The organism is Thermostichus sp. MS-CIW-15 (assembly GCF_054060575.1).
Genome location: NZ_JBSSDI010000012.1, coordinates 1 through 16,479 on the forward strand (window position 1 = coordinate 1; position 16,479 = coordinate 16,479).

At 57.2% G+C, this 16,479-nt stretch carries 17 protein-coding genes and 2 pseudogenes; 10 read left to right on the top strand and 9 right to left on the bottom strand.

The window, feature by feature from the left end; genetic code table 11:
* Window positions 1-143: transposase (locus tag ACVW0R_RS05945; protein ID WP_457501733.1), on the bottom strand; the 143-nt coding region annotated here is incomplete at its 3' end.
* Between the two features lie 97 nt (window positions 144-240).
* Between ACVW0R_RS05945 and ACVW0R_RS05950 the strand changes: the two are divergent.
* Window positions 241-507 (top strand): annotated as a pseudogene (locus ACVW0R_RS05950) (DUF190 domain-containing protein); the annotation flags it as partial.
* 41 nt (window positions 508-548) lie between these two features.
* Complete coding sequence (locus ACVW0R_RS05955; RefSeq protein WP_011429999.1) at window positions 549-1,739, top strand: MFS transporter; 1,191 nt, start codon at window positions 549-551, stop codon at window positions 1,737-1,739.
* Here the strand turns inward: ACVW0R_RS05955 and ACVW0R_RS05960 are convergent.
* The 5 genes from ACVW0R_RS05960 to ACVW0R_RS05980 all read right to left on the bottom strand — a co-directional run bounded on the left by ACVW0R_RS05960 (window position 1,690) and on the right by ACVW0R_RS05980 (window position 4,762).
* Complete coding sequence (locus ACVW0R_RS05960; RefSeq protein ID WP_457501804.1) at window positions 1,690-2,760, bottom strand: EAL domain-containing protein; 1,071 nt, start codon at window positions 2,758-2,760, stop codon at window positions 1,690-1,692. The genes ACVW0R_RS05955 and ACVW0R_RS05960 overlap by 50 nt on opposite strands.
* Before the next feature lie 170 nt (window positions 2,761-2,930).
* Window positions 2,931-3,689, bottom strand: a complete 759-nt coding sequence (gene gloB, locus ACVW0R_RS05965; RefSeq protein WP_011430001.1) for a hydroxyacylglutathione hydrolase — start codon at window positions 3,687-3,689, stop codon at window positions 2,931-2,933.
* Between the two features lie 6 nt (window positions 3,690-3,695).
* Complete coding sequence (locus ACVW0R_RS05970) at window positions 3,696-3,959, bottom strand: DUF3143 domain-containing protein (protein WP_041438969.1); 264 nt, start codon at window positions 3,957-3,959, stop codon at window positions 3,696-3,698.
* 127 nt (window positions 3,960-4,086) lie between these two features.
* Complete coding sequence (locus ACVW0R_RS05975) at window positions 4,087-4,485, bottom strand: J domain-containing protein (protein ID WP_011430003.1); 399 nt, start codon at window positions 4,483-4,485, stop codon at window positions 4,087-4,089.
* Between the two features lie 94 nt (window positions 4,486-4,579).
* Window positions 4,580-4,762, bottom strand: coding sequence for a 50S ribosomal protein L32 (locus ACVW0R_RS05980; RefSeq protein WP_011430004.1), 183 nt, complete (start codon window positions 4,760-4,762; stop codon window positions 4,580-4,582).
* Between the two features lie 323 nt (window positions 4,763-5,085).
* On the opposite strand from ACVW0R_RS05980, the pseudogene ACVW0R_RS05985 reads away from it, so the two are divergent.
* The 6 genes and pseudogenes from ACVW0R_RS05985 (at window position 5,086) to ACVW0R_RS06010 (ending at window position 11,146) form a co-directional block, all read left to right on the top strand.
* Window positions 5,086-6,138: pseudogene (locus ACVW0R_RS05985) on the top strand (CsgG/HfaB family protein).
* A gap of 244 nt (window positions 6,139-6,382) precedes the next feature.
* Window positions 6,383-7,042 (top strand): SDR family oxidoreductase, encoded by a 660-nt coding sequence (locus ACVW0R_RS05990; RefSeq protein WP_099812211.1) that lies wholly within the window; start codon window positions 6,383-6,385, stop codon window positions 7,040-7,042.
* A gap of 114 nt (window positions 7,043-7,156) precedes the next feature.
* Window positions 7,157-9,691 carry a dynamin-like GTPase family protein gene (locus ACVW0R_RS05995; protein WP_011430009.1) on the top strand — a complete coding sequence of 845 codons (2,535 nt, stop codon included), beginning with the start codon at window positions 7,157-7,159 and terminating at the stop codon, window positions 9,689-9,691.
* Between the two features lie 47 nt (window positions 9,692-9,738).
* Window positions 9,739-10,149 (top strand): KGK domain-containing protein, encoded by a 411-nt coding sequence (locus tag ACVW0R_RS06000; RefSeq protein WP_011430011.1) that lies wholly within the window; start codon window positions 9,739-9,741, stop codon window positions 10,147-10,149.
* A 323-nt stretch (window positions 10,150-10,472) separates the two neighbouring features.
* Window positions 10,473-10,889, top strand: coding sequence for a KGK domain-containing protein (locus ACVW0R_RS06005; RefSeq protein ID WP_049749739.1), 417 nt, complete (start codon window positions 10,473-10,475; stop codon window positions 10,887-10,889).
* A gap of 2 nt (window positions 10,890-10,891) precedes the next feature.
* Complete coding sequence (locus tag ACVW0R_RS06010; protein ID WP_011430012.1) at window positions 10,892-11,146, top strand: HNH endonuclease; 255 nt, start codon at window positions 10,892-10,894, stop codon at window positions 11,144-11,146.
* 65 nt (window positions 11,147-11,211) lie between these two features.
* Here the strand turns inward: ACVW0R_RS06010 and ygfZ are convergent, their stop codons facing one another.
* Window positions 11,212-12,204 (bottom strand): CAF17-like 4Fe-4S cluster assembly/insertion protein YgfZ, encoded by a 993-nt coding sequence (gene ygfZ / locus ACVW0R_RS06015; protein ID WP_457403015.1) that lies wholly within the window; start codon window positions 12,202-12,204, stop codon window positions 11,212-11,214.
* A gap of 94 nt (window positions 12,205-12,298) precedes the next feature.
* Here ygfZ and ACVW0R_RS06020 point away from each other — a divergent pair, with 94 nt between their 5' ends.
* Together ACVW0R_RS06020 and ACVW0R_RS06025 are read left to right on the top strand one after the other, a co-directional pair.
* A complete protein-coding gene (locus ACVW0R_RS06020) occupies window positions 12,299-13,834 on the top strand; it encodes a hypothetical protein (protein ID WP_457501805.1) in 1,536 nt (511 codons plus the stop codon).
* A 130-nt stretch (window positions 13,835-13,964) separates the two neighbouring features.
* Complete coding sequence (locus tag ACVW0R_RS06025; RefSeq protein ID WP_099812204.1) at window positions 13,965-14,159, top strand: hypothetical protein; 195 nt, start codon at window positions 13,965-13,967, stop codon at window positions 14,157-14,159.
* Here ACVW0R_RS06025 and ACVW0R_RS06030 read toward each other — a convergent pair.
* Together ACVW0R_RS06030 and ACVW0R_RS06035 are read right to left on the bottom strand one after the other, a co-directional pair.
* Window positions 14,156-15,118, bottom strand: a complete 963-nt coding sequence (locus tag ACVW0R_RS06030; RefSeq protein ID WP_457501806.1) for an AEC family transporter — start codon at window positions 15,116-15,118, stop codon at window positions 14,156-14,158. The two genes, ACVW0R_RS06025 and ACVW0R_RS06030, sit on opposite strands and share 4 nt — an antisense overlap.
* Window positions 15,119-15,123: 5 nt before the next feature.
* A complete protein-coding gene (locus ACVW0R_RS06035) occupies window positions 15,124-16,404 on the bottom strand; it encodes a 4-hydroxy-3-methylbut-2-enyl diphosphate reductase (protein WP_011430017.1) in 1,281 nt (426 codons plus the stop codon).
* Window positions 16,405-16,479 lie beyond the last annotated feature (75 nt).

Genomic DNA, 16,479 nt, shown 5'->3' on the forward strand with positions numbered 1-16,479 from the left:
TGAGTTTGTTGGTACTGACGCACCCAGCGGTGTACTGTTCTTTTGGTAACCATGAAGCGTTTAGCTACCTGGCGGATGGAGGTGTTACCTGCCTGATAGGCTGCTACAACTCTTTGCCGCAAATCCAAAGAATGAGTCGGCATTTCTTTCTCTCCTTCCTCTTGAATACCTGTACCCTATTTTAAATTAAAAGGCTGTATCTACATTGGCGAGTCGGATCACTGACAAAATAAGCTTCTCTACCTGGCTCTGCTGGAGCTGGCCCGTCGGCGGGGCATGGCGGGCGGTACCATGGTGAGAGCCATTGCCAGCTTTGGCCACAACAGTCACATTCGCAGCAGCAACCTTCTCGAGCTTTACACAGATCTGCCCATTTTGGTAACGTTTATCGACACGCCGGAGAAAATCAAGGCCTTTCTGCCGGATGTCAAAAACCTGGTGCGCGACGGTCTAGTTACTTGCCACAGCGTCCAAGTATTCCATCACGCTCCTCAGCCCCAGCCATAGTCCCGATCCCCAGTTGGATTGCCCGTCCTCAGGAGCTGGCTATGTCCGATTCTGCTTGGCGCTTTATCTTCCTCCTCGGGATCGTCAGCCTCTGCGCTGACGCCACCTACGAGGGGGCCCGCAGCATCTCCGGAGCTTTTTTGGGATCCCTGGGGGCCAGCGGCACGGTGGTGGGGCTGGTGGCCGGCGGGGGAGAATTGTTGGCCTATGGGCTGCGCCTGGGCGTGGGCTACTGGAGCGACCGGCTCAGTAGGGATCCCTCTCGGCCCAGTCGAGGGCACTGGCAGCTCACCACCCTGGGCTATGTTGTCAACACGGCGGCGATCCCCGCTTTGGCCTGGGTGGACAGTTGGCCTTGGGCCGCTTTGCTTTTGCTGGCCGAGCGCCTGGGCAAAGGGATCCGCACCCCGCCGCGGGATGTGTTGCTCTCCCATGCGGCTCTGCAGGTGGGCCAGGGCATTGGGTTTGGCCTGCACGAGACCTTGGATCAAATCGGGGCGGTGGGGGGGCCGCTGCTGGTGGCAGGGATGGTTGCCGCCGGCTACGGGTTCCGGGGTGGATTCTTGGCCTTGGGGATCCCGGCGGCCCTGGGGCTGGGGGTGCTGGGGCTGGCCCGATGGCTCTATCCCACCCCGCGCGACTTTGAGCCGGAGCCGGAAACCGCTCCAGCACAAGGCTTTTCCAGGGTCTTTTGGCTCTATCTCATAGCAGCGGCCTGTGTGGCCGTGGGGTTTGCCGACTTTCCCCTCATTGCTTTCCATCTGCAACGACAGTCGGGGAGCGAGGAGGCAGGGATCCCCTTGCTCTACGCCCTGGCCATGGGGGTGGATGCCTTGGCGGCCTTGGGCTGTGGCTGGCTGTTTGACCGCATCCGGCTGGGGAGCCTGCTGGGGGCGGTGGTCCTGTCTGCCGGTTTTGCGCCGCTGGCCTTTTCCGGCAGCTACGGGCTGGCGGTGGTGGGCATAGTGCTCTGGGGGATTGGCTTGGGGGCTCAGGAATCGGTCATGAAGGCGGCAGTAGCCGGCATGGTGGCTCCCCAGGCGAGGGGCTTTGCCTTTGGGCTGTTTACCAGCCTCTACGGCCTGGCCTGGTTTTTGGGCAGCGCCCTGATGGGGGTGCTCTACGATCTCTTCCTCCCAGCTTTGGTCATCTTCTCAGTAGCCGCTCAAGCCGTGGGGGCAGCTATCCTATGGATCCTAATCCTGGGGGAACAGGCTGGGGCCGGGCGATGAAAAAGCCCTGCACCAGGTCCACCCCGTGGTCGCGCACCCACTGCAGCTCCTCTGCCGTCTCGATCCCTTCGGCCAGGGTGACGATCCCCAGCTCTTGGGCCAGCTCCAGCACCTTTTGGGCAATCACCGCCTTGTAGGGATCCCCATCTACGCCGCGAATGAGCTCCCTATCCAGCTTGATGACATCTGGCTGCAACCGGTGCAACAGGTTTAGGGATCCGTAGCCGGCGCCCAGGTCATCCAGCGCCACCCGAAAGCCCGCCTGCCGGTAAAACCGCAAAATCCGCTGCAAATGACCCAAATCGGGGCTGCGGTCGGATTCATTGACCTCAAACACCACCCGTTCTGGCGGGATCCCGGCGCGGCTGATGGCCCAGACAGTAGAGCGCAGGCAAAAGGCTGGGTCGTAAATGGCCGTGGGGCTGAAGTTGATGAACAGATCCCCCTCGAGGCGGTGCTGGGTGGCGGCAGCAATGGCCGTGCGGCGGGCAGCCAAGTCCAGGTGATAGAGCGACCCGGCTTCGCGGGCCGTGGCAAAAAGCAAGTCCGGGCCAATGACCTTGCCCTCTCTGTCCAACCCCCGCACCAGCGCTTCGTGGCCCACCACCCAAGCGGGATCCCGCGCCCGGACAATGGGCTGGAAATAGGTGGTGAGGCGGTTTTCCTTCAACAATTCCAACAACAGCTCGGCTTGGGTGCGGTGGAACAACTGCAGCAACGACTCCACCCGGGCGCAATCTTGCCAGCAGGGATCCCTATCCCCAGGCAAAAACAAGGCGCGGCTGGCCTGCATCTCTTCTTGGGAGAGAACCTCGGCCATTGTCTCCAGGGTCTTCTTGAGGGCCCCCTGGGCAATGGCAACAACTAGGCCAAGGTCTTCCAAAAGTTGAACGGGAACCTCTGTCTTGGCCTCCAGGGCCTGCCAGATTTTCCGGTGGGTATGAGGAGTGGGCAGCCAGAGAAACAAACGCCCTGCCTCCTGCAAAAAGGTGGGCAGAGCTGGGCAGTCAAGACAAGACATGGGGGCTTAGGGAGTAGCCATGCAGGCCCACCGAGGTTACCTATCTTACTTAGCAGTATGTCCCGCCTTCCCGAAAAAAGAAGCCAATCTTACGGAAAGCAAACTGGGAATCCCCAGCGTCAGGACAGGATCCCAATCACAACTCGGCCCCGTTCGCGTTCCGGCCAGCCTTAGAATTGATCCTTCATACCCCGCAGCCGGGCAAAAACCCGCACCGGATCTTGAGCGCCCGTAGCCGCCCGCAAAGCCGGCTGATCCCAGCGCAAAAAAGGATTGGTGCGGCGCTCTTCGCCGATGGTGCTGGGGACAGTTGGGGATCCCGCCTGGCGCAGGGCCACCACCTGTTGGTAGCGCGCCTGCAAGTCGGGGTTGTCCCCATCCACCGTCAGGGCAAACTTGAGATTGTTCAAGGTGTATTCGTGGGCACACCAGACCCGCGTGGCTTCCGGCAACTGCCGCAGTTGATCCAGGGATCCCAGCATCTGCTCCGGGGTGCCCTCAAAGAGGCGCCCGCATCCCCCGGCAAACAGGGTATCGCCGCAGAAGAGATCCCCGCTTTCGGGAAAGTAGTAGGCAACATGTCCCCGCGTATGGCCGGGCACAAACAGCACCTTCGCCTGCCGGCCCGCAAATGCCACCGTCTCTCCCGCCTGCAGCTCCACCGTCTGGCCCGGGATCCGTCCCCGATCCGCCTGGCTGCCGTAGACGACGGCACGGGGGTAGCGGGCCAAAAGTTGCAGGTTGCCCCCTACATGGTCGTGGTGGTGGTGGGTGTTGAAGATGGCCACCAGCTCCGCCCCTAGCTCAGCCAGTTTATCCAGCACCGGCTCGGCCACTGTCGGATCCACCACCGCTGCCGTGGCCGTCTCGGGATCGTGCAGCAGATAGATGTAGTTGTCGCGCAGGGCAGGCAGTTGCAGAATGCGCATAGCCGGCTAGTCCTCAAAAATGGCCTGCTCTACATCCTGGCGGCTTAGCGAATAGGGAAAAGACAGAGTTTTGGTGTTGCCATCAGGATAGGTATAGCGCACCCAAATGCTGGTCTCCTCCAGGCGCAGGCAGGCTTTCCAGCCGGGCCGCTCGCAAAACCACTGCTCCACATCCTGCGGGTCACGGGTGCAGCCCTGATCCTCCAGCCAGCGTTCGATGGCGTGGAGCGGGTGATTGTAGAGAGGCGTAGTTGCAGGAGGCAAAGGCATGGCGAGATGGCGCGCAGAGAAGCCGTCGAACAAAACAAAAGTTAACAACCTATTCCATTCAAGCACCTTATCAATGGGAAGCCCTGAGCGCTTTGTCTTAACCTCATCCACAAGCAACCGGAGTTGGTCAGCCCACCCCACCCTCCCGTAGCCAGGCCAAAGCAACCGCCAACACCAAACACGCCACGAAGGTGGAGCCCATCAGCAGCAGGGCGCAGAGCTCGCCCGCCGAGAGAGGCCGGGTTTCCATGCGCAGCTCCAGAGAATCAGCACCGGGGGATCCCATGTTGGCCGTCACCGCCCGCAGGCTGGCATCGTAGATGGCCCGTTTTGCCGGGTTGCTGAGGACAAGGTAGGCTTCCTGGAGTTCTTGGAAGCAACGAATCGCCACCTCTGGCGCCAGAGGAGAAGTGTCGGGATGGTAGCGTTTGCTCAACTGCCGGTAGGCCCGCCGAATGTCCTCAGGAGAGGCCCCTGGAGACAAGCCCAGCCGCTGGTAGTAGGTAAGAGAGGTCAACGAGCGCATGCAAGTCGCTGAACAGCCAAGACTGGGAGGTAGCAGAACAGCTCTCAAGAGAGCCTGACCCCAATGTAAACCACTCTTCCGGCTATGGGGATCCCTATTCTTCTCCCTCCTCTTCTTCCGACTTGGCTTTGGGGTAGTAGAAGCCGGTGTTGCGACCGCTGAGGATGGCGCGCCCAATGGTCATCGCCCGCTGGGCCTGAAGCTTGGCTTTGCCCAGCCAAACCGCATACCGCCTGCGACTGCGGGCTTTGGAGGTTTTCTTCTTAGGAACAGGCATAGCTTGTACAAAAACACAGCTTTACTAGGCTAACACTGAGTTTGCACGCTCGATCCCAATCTAAACCCGGCCCAATAAAGCGGGTCAAGCTTTTTCCGGCAACTCACAAAGGGCGAGCATCTCTGCTCAGTCTTAACTGTTGAGATCTGTCAACTCCTCTGTGCCAACCTTCTCAATCCCTTCTCCCAATGGCCTTGGAATCGGTAGAGTATAGGACATCTTCTGGGAACAGGCGCCCAGGTGATGCCGGTCACCGCCCCGCTTTTGGGTGCAAGCTGAGAATGGACTGTGGCCACCTCTTCGATCTAGGAGATCGCTCAACCATGCGCAGCCTCTCTTCCATTCTGCTGTTCGGGATCCCGCTGCTGAGCTTGGGTTGGATGGGGATCCCGGTGGCTGCCCAATCCACCAATCCGGAGCTGTGCCAGAAGTTTCCCCAAGACCTTCGCTGCAATCTCTCTGCCCCCAGCCAGGTAGGACAAGCGCCTCAACCCACCACTCGCCCGCGCGTTGCGGTTTTGGATTTTGATTTCAGCAGCCTCAGCAATTCCTAAAGCCTGCGCGAGGCATCCCGGGGGGTGAGCGATCTGCTGGTGGATCGGCTGGTGAGAGATGGCACCTTTTCGGTTATCGAGCCCTCGCGGCTGGACGCGATCTTGGCCGAGCAGAACTTGGGGCTATCGGGGCGCTTAGATGCCAACACCGCCGCTCAGGTGGGCCGGATCCTCGGGGTCGATGCTGTGATCCTCGGCAGTGTTACCCAGTTCGATGTGTCGGTGCGCCGTTCTGGGGGTGAGGCGCGGGTCTTGACCCCCTTCGGCAGCTTCCCGCTGGCGGTGGGGGCCGAGGTGGTGGATGCTGATGCCAACGTGCAGCTCAATGCCCGTCTGGTGAGCACCAGCACGGCGGAGATCTTGGCCGTGGTCGAGGGCCGGGGCAACGTCAGCCAGTCGGATAGCACCGTCACGGTTGCCGACTTTGGCGGGGGATCGGCCACCAGCAACGAAGAAAAGCTGCTGGTTTTGGCCAGCCAACAGGCGGTGGAGCAAATTGCCCAGCAGTTGGCCGGTTTTGCCAGTCGCTTAGCGGCCCAGCCCCGCTCTTTGCCGACCGTCGATGCCTTGGTGGCGGATGTCTATGGTAACCAGGTGATCTTGAACAAGGGCAGCAGCGACGGCTACCGCGTGGGATTGATCCTGTCTGTGGAGCGCGTCGTTCGCGAGGTTAAAGATCCGGCCACGGGGGCAGTCCTGCGCAAATTGACTGAGCCCGCTGGCCAGATCCAACTGACAGAGGTGGATCAGGGATCCAGTGTGGGCCGCATTCTCAGCAGCTCTGGCTTTAAGGTGGGGGATGTGGCCAAACCTATTCAATAAAGCTTCAAGACTTTCAAGATCCCTTCCCTTTGAACCGCAGGTCTACCCGGCGGTGGAGCGGAGGATGTTTTGGAGCTGGCCGGCTGCCGGGATCGAAGCTGGCGCCCGCGGTTGCCGCGACTACCCCTGTCGCATGGACAGGATCCCTGCCTGGGCGGATTTTGGGAAGATAATGGTCTTAGCAAGGCCAGCATGGAACCTGGAACCGCCACCGTCACATTAAGCAGTTTGGCAGGGGGAGAGGATGAAGGCTTTTGTTGCAGGGGCTACAGGAGAAACAGGGCGGCGCATTGTCCAAGAGTTGGTGGGCCGCGGCATCCCGGTACGGGCGCTGGTGCGCAGCCGCGAGTTGGCCGCTCGGGTTCTGCCCCCCGAAGCAGAAGTGGTGGTGGGAGATGTGCTGGATCCGGCCACGCTGGAAGCCGGCATGGAAGGATGCACGGTGGTGCTCTGCGCTACTGGCGCTAGGCCCAGTTGGGATCCCTTTCTGCCCTACCGAGTGGACTACCAAGGCACCAAGAACTTAGTGGATGTAGCCAAGGCCAAAGGGATCCAACACTTTGTTTTGATTTCTTCTCTGTGCGTGTCTCAGTTGTTCCATCCTCTCAACTTGTTTTGGCTGATCTTGGTGTGGAAAAAGCAAGCCGAAGAATACTTGCAAAAAAGCGGCCTCACCTACACCATCATTCGGCCAGGGGGCCTGAAAAACCAGGACAACGAAGATGGCATTGTCCTCTCCAAGGCCGATACCCTCTTTGAGGGCAGCGTCCCTCGCATCAAAGTTGCCCAGGTAGCTGTCGAAAGCTTGTTTCAACCGGCAGCGAAAAACCGCATCTTCGAGATCATCGCCAAGCCCGGCGTTCCCAACCGCGAGTGGAGCGACCTCTTTGCCCTGGCAAGCTAGGTTCTGTGCTGTTAGCCATCAAAGGGTGCCTTATCTGAAGAAAAGTAGCATGAGAACCTTCCCCTTAGGGCTGAGGGCGTTATAATCTCCCCAGCCCTAGCGGAGATCCCTGAGATGGCTGTGCAACTCTTGCCTCAGTGCGAAAACTTACGGGAGCACGTTGAAACGATTCTAAACCTCTGGCAGCAGGATCCCACCCTTTCAGGAAAACAAGATACAACCCGAATTCAAGCTTCGCTGAGCAAGGCTATTTCCCCAACCTTTGAGATTGTCTTCGCCGGTGCTTTTAGCGCCGGCAAGTCGATGTTGATCAACGCTTTGCTAGAAAGGGAGCTTCTCTACAGCGCCGAAGGACACGCCACAGGGACAGAGTGCTACATTGGCTACGCAGAGCCAAATGCTGAGAGAGTGGTGCTCACTTTTCTCAGCGAGCAGGAAGTGCAAGAACAGATGACCGCCTTCTGCGCTTTCCTAAACTTGGCTCCGTCACTCAGCAGGCTGGAAGACACTGCACTGAATCCCCTGAAGGAGCGTGCTGAGGCTATTATTCAACAGGAGGGAGGTAAAAGCAAGTCAGAGCGGGCAAAGCAGGCGGATGCCCTCCGCTTGTTGATTACAGGTTTCCAGCAGAACCGGGACAAAATTCACCCTACCGAGAACAAAGTCTTCTCGATGGAGCAGCTCAACTTCGGCAACCTAAGAGAAGCTGCGGGTTTTGCCCGGCGCGGCGCCAATAGCGCAGTTTTGCGAAAGGTGGAATACTATTGCCACCACCCCTTGCTGGAAGATGGAAACGTTATTGTCGATACTCCTGGGATCGATGCTCCAGTCAAAGCGGATGCAGAGCGTACTTATCGAAAAATTGCCGATCCGGATACGTCCGCAGTTGTTTGCGTTCTCAAGTGTGCTGCAACGGGTGAGCTGACCAAGGAAGAGACAGAGCTTATTGAGCATATTCAAAGTAATGATAGCATCAGGGATCGGGTCTTCTATGTATTTAACCGGATTGACGAGACTTGGTACAACGCACAACTAAAGCAGAGACTAGAAAACATTATCGACCAGCAGTTTCGTCAACTCCGCGTATTTAAGACAAGCGGCCTTCTCGGCTTCTATGGTTCCCAGATCAAGGCAACTACCCCCGAGGATCGATTTGGACTGGATACGATTTTTTCAGAAAGCATCAAAGAATTGGGTGGTGAGGAAGAAACGCCCCAGTTTGTCAGCGAGTTTAATAAGTACTGCACGTCGGGTAGGCTAGTTGGATCCCCGTTCCGCCCTTCTGTACATGGGTACGACACACCCATAAATAACTACGTTCGGATTCTGAGGGAGTGGGGAAAACCTTTGATTGAGTATATGATTAAAGATAGCGGTATTGAAGACTTTCGGGCTGGGATCACTCGTTATTTAACGGAAGAAAAGCGGCCACAGCTATTTTCCGCGCTGGCCGATGATTTGCAACCTCTCTGCATCGAGATGAGGAAGTCCTATCTAGATCTCTACCGAGACATTGATAGCCAGCCCAAAGAGATTGACAGCATGATTTCCTATGAGCTGACGCTGATCAATCAGCAGCTAGCCAGTATTGGCCGAGAGTTTGACGAGCATATCCAGACAGTAGTCAATAAAGTTATTAACGGAGAAAACAAAGAATTTGAGAACGATTTCCATAAATTGAAGACTAGGATGGTACGGAGGCTAGATGAGCTTTTGGATACTTTTTCGTTGGACAATGTTTACAGTCAAGCCGTTCGCATTCGTCCCCGCAACTCCACAGCTCCATTCTTAGCTGTATTGGTCGAAGCCTTTTATTATTTGTCCAACCATCTAGAGGACATCCTGGTAGAATCAGCCAGCACGCTTGTAGAGAACTTCTTTCGTCGCCTTGTTGATGAAGTTCGCAGCTCGAGCTACTACAGGCAGTTGTTTCGCCTACTGGGATCCGATGGAGACTTAGAGAAAAAGCTTCTTTTGGTTAAGGAGGTAACCTTGAGTTCTCTTGTCAATGGTGCCCGAAAAGAGTGCGACCGCTACCTCAGAGAAAGTCCCCGCTTCTACGACGAAGGAACATTCTCGATCTACCAGTTTCGAGAAGTCCTAAAGCAAACCAGCCAATCTTATGACATCTCTGCTATTCGCGACGCAGAGCCTGGAATCCGACAATTACTTAAGCTTGACTTCGAGCAGAAAGTTAACCAGACAGTGCGTTCTAGCTTCCGACAAGAGACCAACAATACTCTAAAAACTCAGCTATTGCCGGTTGCCAAGCAAGTAGCCGATGAGATTTTGCAAAAGTACCCAGAAGCAAAGCAGTTCATGGAAGCAACTCTCAGAAAAGAGGCTGAAGAGAAAATTGCGCTTAACCAACAGCGGCTGAAAGAACTGGAGGCAAGCATAGACAAGTACAACCAAGCTGTTTCTGGGATCAACCTCTGCCTGCAGGCTTTGGGCCTCAATCGCGAGATGCTGCCCTTGATTACTCGTCCTGAACCTTCCTCTGTTGGTGAGTCAGTTCAGATTTTGGCAAGTCTTCCTGAACAGCAAGTAGGTGACAGCAATGCAAGCGAAGCAGTCGCTCTTGGTCGTTCTACACCCATAGACGAGAGTTTTCCAGAGTTGGATAGCATTCTCGATGATTTGAGATAGAGCGGCTTGTCTTTGTTTTTGGCCTTTCACTTGATCCAGATAAAGTCATGGGATCCAAATCGATACCTCTACAGCAGCACCCAGAAGGGATCCTCTCTGTAAGGGAGAAAACTTTCAAGGTTGCCAACTTGGTCAAAGCAGCCCAAGAGGACTTGACCAAGAAAGAAGAGCTGCATCGCTTGTTCATTGCGGCCTTGAGATCCTCAGGGATCCTGCCGCCGGAAGACTTGCTCAACATTGCCAGTAGCCTTCTTGCTCCCAAGCCAGAAGAAAAATTGTTGCAAGAAGCGAAGTGGTTTGGGCAGGGACTTGCTTGTCAGCTCTTGGTGCCAGGCAAGAAGGATTGGGAAAAAGGCAGAGTCAGATTGCGGATCATTGTAGAGTTTGAGCCAGAGGATACAGGCTCAGAGAGCAGCAGCGGATCCCCTCTGGATGACCTTCGCGAAAGTGAGAGCTAGCCTAAGCCAGAGAGACATAGAGGGGGTTGGGCAAGTGTCAAGTAATGATCAATCTCAGGAGTGCTTTGTTGAGCTAGATATTTTCCAAAATACTGTCATTGATATAGGAGGACGCCTAATCTACTCGCAAGAGTTTGCTCAGGTGTACTCAGAGATTGTTTATGAGAGTATCAGATCCTACTTATCCAGCAAACTTAGCGAAAAGGGAGTCTCGATTCTATGGAGCAACTTGAACGGAATAACTAACGTGAAAGGAATTCCTGCTAAACTCTTACGTCCTGGCTCACCGTGGATTGTTGTCTCTATGTCTTGAGGTCGATAAGATGACAAAAACATCCATTAATCTTAGCCAACTGGGAGACGGAGTTATCACTTTTATCAACAAGAACAATAAGCAGAAAGTCTACATGATTTCCAAGCTTTGCGATTCTATCAATTCTTATTTCCTGAGGTTTGACCAAATGGGAAGCGGACTAAACAGTCACTTGAGTTCGTCTGAGATACAAACAGGTATTCCCCATGAAGATCAGGTTCATTTTTTCTATAAAGGAGTTCCATGCTCGATTCTTTCTCCTAAAACTAACGGTTGGCAGACCGGTAGAGTAAAAGTAAGAGTAGAAGTTACGATTGACTTTTATCCTGACAATCCTGAATTTCTGATAAAAGAACCCGACCAAGAGATATTAGAACCTCTAGATGAAAAGTCTCCACTGGACGATCTTCGCAGTATGGATGAATAACGATGAAAGAAAGAAAATCCGGCGAAAGGATTCTAATTCCAGCAGCCGTGCGGGAGTATGTTTTCCAAAGAGACGGCTTCCGTTGTCGCGGTTGCGGAAAGTCGCCCCCAGAGGTTCAGCTTCAGATCGATCACATCATCCCCATTGCCCAAGGGGGCAGTAACGATATCAGCAATCTGCAAACGTTGTGCAAAACCTGCAACCGACGCAAAAAGGATCGACGGGATCCCCGCTTTCGCCGCCACTTTGACTGGTGAGTTGCGGTGTTTCGCCTACGCTTCTCCCTCTAGAAAAGAGAGGAGAGAGGTCTGCAAAAACAACCTCAGACAATAGGCGGAAAGCTCAAAAACGGCATTCGAGTCAGGACTCCCGGCACCGAGCCGACTTCTACTTGTAGACCTTCGGCGGGCTCAAACTTGGTGCGCACGTATCCCAATCCCAGGTACTCTTGCGAAGTTTGGCCTGCACTGGTCAGCAGCCCAATCTTTTCCCCCTGCCGCAAAATCTCTGTGCCAGGACGAGCTTCTCCTTGAAGGCGGATCCCCCACAAAGTTTGCCGAATGCGCCGGTAGGTTACCTGCTTGGCCAAGACTTCCTGGCCAACGTAGCAACCTTTGTCAAGGGAAACAGCTCGCCACAGGCCGGCTTCTAGGGGGTTGTAGTCTGAGGTCAGCTCTCGGTCGGCGGCGGGGCGACCCGCTTCTAGGCGGAGGACTTCCCACAGCTCAGGTGGGGCCAGCTTGGCTCCGGCTTGGAGCAAGCATTCTTCAAGAGCGACTTTCTGGTCAATGGTGCCCCAGAGGGTAAACCCCGGCTGGGCAAGACCCGTGCCACAAGCCAGATGGACAGGGATCCCCTGGATCTCCACGGCGCAGTGCTCATGAGGCCCGGTCGGGATCCTTTCTGAGCCCACCACCTTCTCCAGGAGAGCCTGACTCTGGGAGCCGAGCAATCCAAAGCCAAAGGTCTGATCTGTCTCATCTTGCAACTGTGCTCCCCGCACCAAAGGCAGCATGCGCCCCAAACTCTGCATCAGCAGGCTGCGCCGCTGAGGTGAAGTCCAGATCCAGCAGTCTTCTTCTCCCACGTACACCGTTGCCAAATCCAGGATGCCGGCGGTGGGGGTCACGAAAACCGTGTCGGCCCCCTGCCCTGGCTTGAGGGCCTTCAGATTTTGGGTGCTTCGGTTGTGCAGATAGTCCAAGCCTGGGGATCCCTTCATGCGCAAACGGCCCCACCCGGAGCGGTCTAGAAGCAGGGATCCCGTCTGTGCAACGGGTTGGCCCTCTGTGGGAACAGCAGAAAGAAGAGACATCGCTCACCCCAGAGATGGGATTTGGTTTTCTTCTCTACCCTAGAATAGGCTAGTTCACCCTACCGTTTGTGGCAGATCCCCGGCGTACTGAACTGTGATTGAGGTTGAAGTCCACCAACAGTTGCGGCAGCTTTTGCGGCAGTCTCCCGAAGCCCTGTGGCCCCACCAGTTGACGATGGCTCGCATGGTGGCGCGAGGGTTGCGGTTGGGTCGCAGCACCTTGATCCAGGTGCCTGCTGGGGGTCAGCACCGCCTCAGTTATCTGCTGCCGGCCCTGATGTGGCCCAACCCCACCTTGCTCTGTGCCACAGCTCCTGTGCAGGCGCAAATTTTGGGGGAAGAGATCCCCTGGCTACAGCACACCCTGCAGTTGCATAAGCCCGTCCTGCAAAAAGACCGTTGGCCGGATCCCGATTTCCAGGGGTTGCTGTTGGTGGATCCCCTGGATTGGCTGCAAGCTCGCCTGAGAAAGGGATCCTCGCAAGTGCCGACAGGGATCCCTCTGATCCTGGATGGAGCCGAAGACCTGGAAGATTGGGCCTACCAGGCGCTAACGGTGACCCTGGAAGCCAGCCATTGGCAACAGCTCCGGCAAATCTTCCCTGCCGAGGCGGAGCAGCTCTCCCAGGTTCAGGTCAATTTGTCCCTTCAGCTTTTGCGGCGGCCTCTTTCCCGCTGTCTGCTTCATGCGGATGAACAGGTTCACCTGGATGCTGTGCTGTCTTTGGTGACAGGCTACCCCGGCTGGCTGCCGGATCCCTGGGATCAAATCCGCCGGCGGCTCAGCTCTGATGGGGATCCCGTCTCCAAATGGATTTGGTGGGCCGAAACCGACCGAGAAACCGGTCGCCTCACCCTTCACCACAGCCCGACGGCTCTGCAGGATTGGTTGGCCCCCATTTGGGCCACACAGCCGGTGGTGATTATTGGGGAAGCGCTGGATCTGGATCGCCAGGCGGAAACCTATCGGCGACGGTTGGGCTTGCCGGATCTGACGCCGCTGCGGTTTGCCTCAGGCGAGGGTTGGCCACGTTCTGGCGGGGCGGAGCTTTCCCTTTACTTGCCGCGCCTCCCCCTGCCCAACAGCCCTCTATTTCGGGATCACCTGCTGCAAGAGCTGAAAAACTTGATCCCTCAAGCGCAAGGCTTTGTGGTGGTGTTGGTGTCGGATCAACCTCTGCAGGCACAGGTGGGGGCGGCTTTGGCTGCCGAATTCGGCTCACGGGTGCGGGTAAACAGCCCGTTCCCCGGCGAAAAGGGCATTTTGGTCTGCGACTGGCCCTACTGGCTGCACCACAAGGCTGGCTTGCCGCGCCCTGAGCTGATGGTGATCGCCACTTTGCCCTTCCCTTCTGTGGAAGACCCGAGGGTGGCCGGACGGGTGCAATATCTGCAACGCACCCAGCAGGACTGGTTCCGTCAGTACCTTTTGCCGGTGGCCGCTGCCCAGTTGCAACGGGCTGTTGCGCCTCTGCGGCAAAGCTCTGATTCGGGAGAAGATTCCAGCTCATCCACCCGATGGGTGGCCATTTTGGATAGCCGCATTATCGTCCGCAGCTACGGCGTCTCTCTTCTCAATGCCTTGGGGCCAACTTTGCGGGTCGAGCAGCGCAGCCAATTGTTCGTTTAGGGATCCCCTTGCCCCCAGCCCCTCTCCCTCAGGGAGAGAGATAGGCAGATTTGTATCCTAGAGAGCTAAAGCCAACAGGGATCCGGGCTATCCTGAGTTCAGTCTGCTCTCAGCTTCCTCTTCAGAAACCATGACCAGTCCTGCTCTCAGCCCCGATACAGAACGGCGCGCCCAAGCGGTTTGGAAGCCGTTGCGCCAGGCCATCGTGGAAAGCTCGGGCTTCCGCGGATGGCTCCAAGGACGGGAACTGCCCAGCCAGGAGGCTGACCTGGATCGTCTGGTACATCGCTACCTGGAGCAAACCCTCTCTCACCTGGCCTACTAGGTTCCCCACAGCAGCAACCAGAAAGGTAGGGTCAGCAGGGCCGCCACGTAGCCTAGGGCCAAGGCTGTTGCTGTTAGCTCCCGATCCAAGTCGTATTCCTCCGCCAGCACCAGGGTGGCAATAGCAGGAGGCATGCCGGTCTGCAAGACCAGCACCAGCTTGGCCAAGGGGGGATAGGGGGTCAAGGCTAACCCCAGGCCCACCAAAAGGGGCAGGACAACAATTTTGATGAAGAGGGCCGCGGCGGCGGGGCGAAGAGATCCCCAGTGCGGCACGTGGGCTAGCCGTATGCCCAAAAGGATTAAGCTCAAGGGAATCGTGCTCCAGGCAAAGGCAGTCAGCCCTTGGGCCAGCCATTCTGGGAGAGGGTGGCGAGCCATTGCCAGGCCGACAAAGAAAGACCAGAGAGTGGGACTGCTTAGGACGCGGAGCGTGGCCTGCCAGGGAGGGGTGAAGGAAGCGCTGTAGCGGCTGGCAACCCAGACTCCCAGACCGTAGGCGGCCAAGAGGGTGCCCAACAGGTCGTAAAACAAAGCCCAGCCAAAGTAGGCGCTCCCGCCCACCGCCAAGCAGATGGGGTAGCCCAAATAACCCGTATTTCCCAGGGTGGCTGTCAGGTAAAAGCTGCCTCGCCGGGCTCTGCTCCAAAGCCAGGGATCCCCCTCTTTCTTCCCCTGCCAGGTGTGGTGCTGCCACTGCAGCCAGGCACTGGCCAGGGCATACCCTAGCCCTGTGGCCAGCCAGCAGACCAAAGGGGCCGCCCAGAGCTGGCCAGAGAGGTCCGCCGTCTGCATAAACCCAAGGGTGCCCAGGGGAACCCCCACCCAAAACATGAAGCGGCCCAGCGCTTGGGGATTTAGCCAATGGCGCCAGGGGGGAGGTAGCCCTCTCTGCAGGACAAACCCCAGCAGCGTCCAGCCCAGCAGGGGGAGGTAGACCTGAAAAAGAGTGGTGAGCACGCCTTCTAGAAGCCGAGGGGAAGGGATCCCTGCGGAGGGGTCTGCGGCTGTTCGCGCAGGGCAAAGATGCGTAGGATCACCTCCTCCACGACGCGGTCGGGGGTAGAGGCACCGGAGGTAATACCAATCTGCACTGGCCCGTCGGGCAGCCACCCCTCGGTAACAATTGGGTCTTGGTGGAGGGGCTTGTGGCGGATGCGGTTGGGGGGCTGGATGCAGTCGGGGCCATCGATGTGATAGGAGGGCAGCCCCTTGGCCAGGGCAATTTCCTGCAGGTGGGTGGTGTTGGAGGAGTTAAACCCGCCGATTACCACCACCACGTCCAAGGGCCGCTCCAGCAGCTCGAACATGGCGTCCTGCCGTTCTTGGGTGGCGTTGCAGATGGTGTTAAAGCTCATGAAGTGCTTGTCCAGCTCCTGGGGGCCATATTTGCGCAGCATGGTGGTCTCAAACAGCTTGGCAATGGCGCGCGTTTCCCCTTCCAGCATCGTGGTCTGGTTGGCGATGCCGATCCGCTCCAGATCCCGATCCGGATCGAAGCCGGGAGATGTGGCCTTGCCGAAGCGGCGCCGAAATTCTGCCGCATCTCCGCCGTGCAAAATGTAGCGGGCGACCCATTCCGCCTCTTCCAGGTTCAGCACCACCAGATATTTTTGGGCAAAGGAGCTGGTGGCCACGGTTTCTTCGTGGTTGTACTTGCCGTGGATCACAGAGGTGAATTGAGCGGCGCGGTGCTTGTCCACCTGGTTCCAGACACGGGATACCCAGGGGCAGGTGGTATCGACGATCTCGTTGCCCTGCGACCGGAAAAACTCCATTTCTGAGACACTTGCCCCGAAGGCAGGCCAGATCACCACGTCCTCAGGCCGGATCTGGGAAAAGTCTTTCTTGCCGTCCGGGCCTTTCTCCACAAAGCGGATCCCCATCTCCTGCAGGTGGCGGTTGACCAGGGGGTTGTGGATGATCTCGTTGGTGATCCAGATCTGGCGATCCGGAAAGCGGCGCCGCGCTTCGTAGGCATATTCCACCGCCCGTTCCACCCCCCAGCAGAAGCCAAAGGCCTTGGCCAGATGGATGGTGATATCCCCCTGCCGATAGCAGTAGGACTGGGCGCGGATCTGCTCCACCAGGGGGCTTTTGTAGGTGGTTTGCAGCTCCCGTTGGGCCTGATCCTTGTGCTCTTCAAACCCTTTGGCAAAGTAGTTGCTGGAGCTGCGCAGGGCCTTGCGCAGGGCGCGCGGATCCTGGGGGGAGCTAGCCGGGGAAGAGGGTTGGGAATGAGGCATGGTTGTCACTCGGGCTGTGCACCGCTAACAGCAAAGGGATCCTCTCTCAGCTTACGCCCTGTCTTGAGTGCGTGG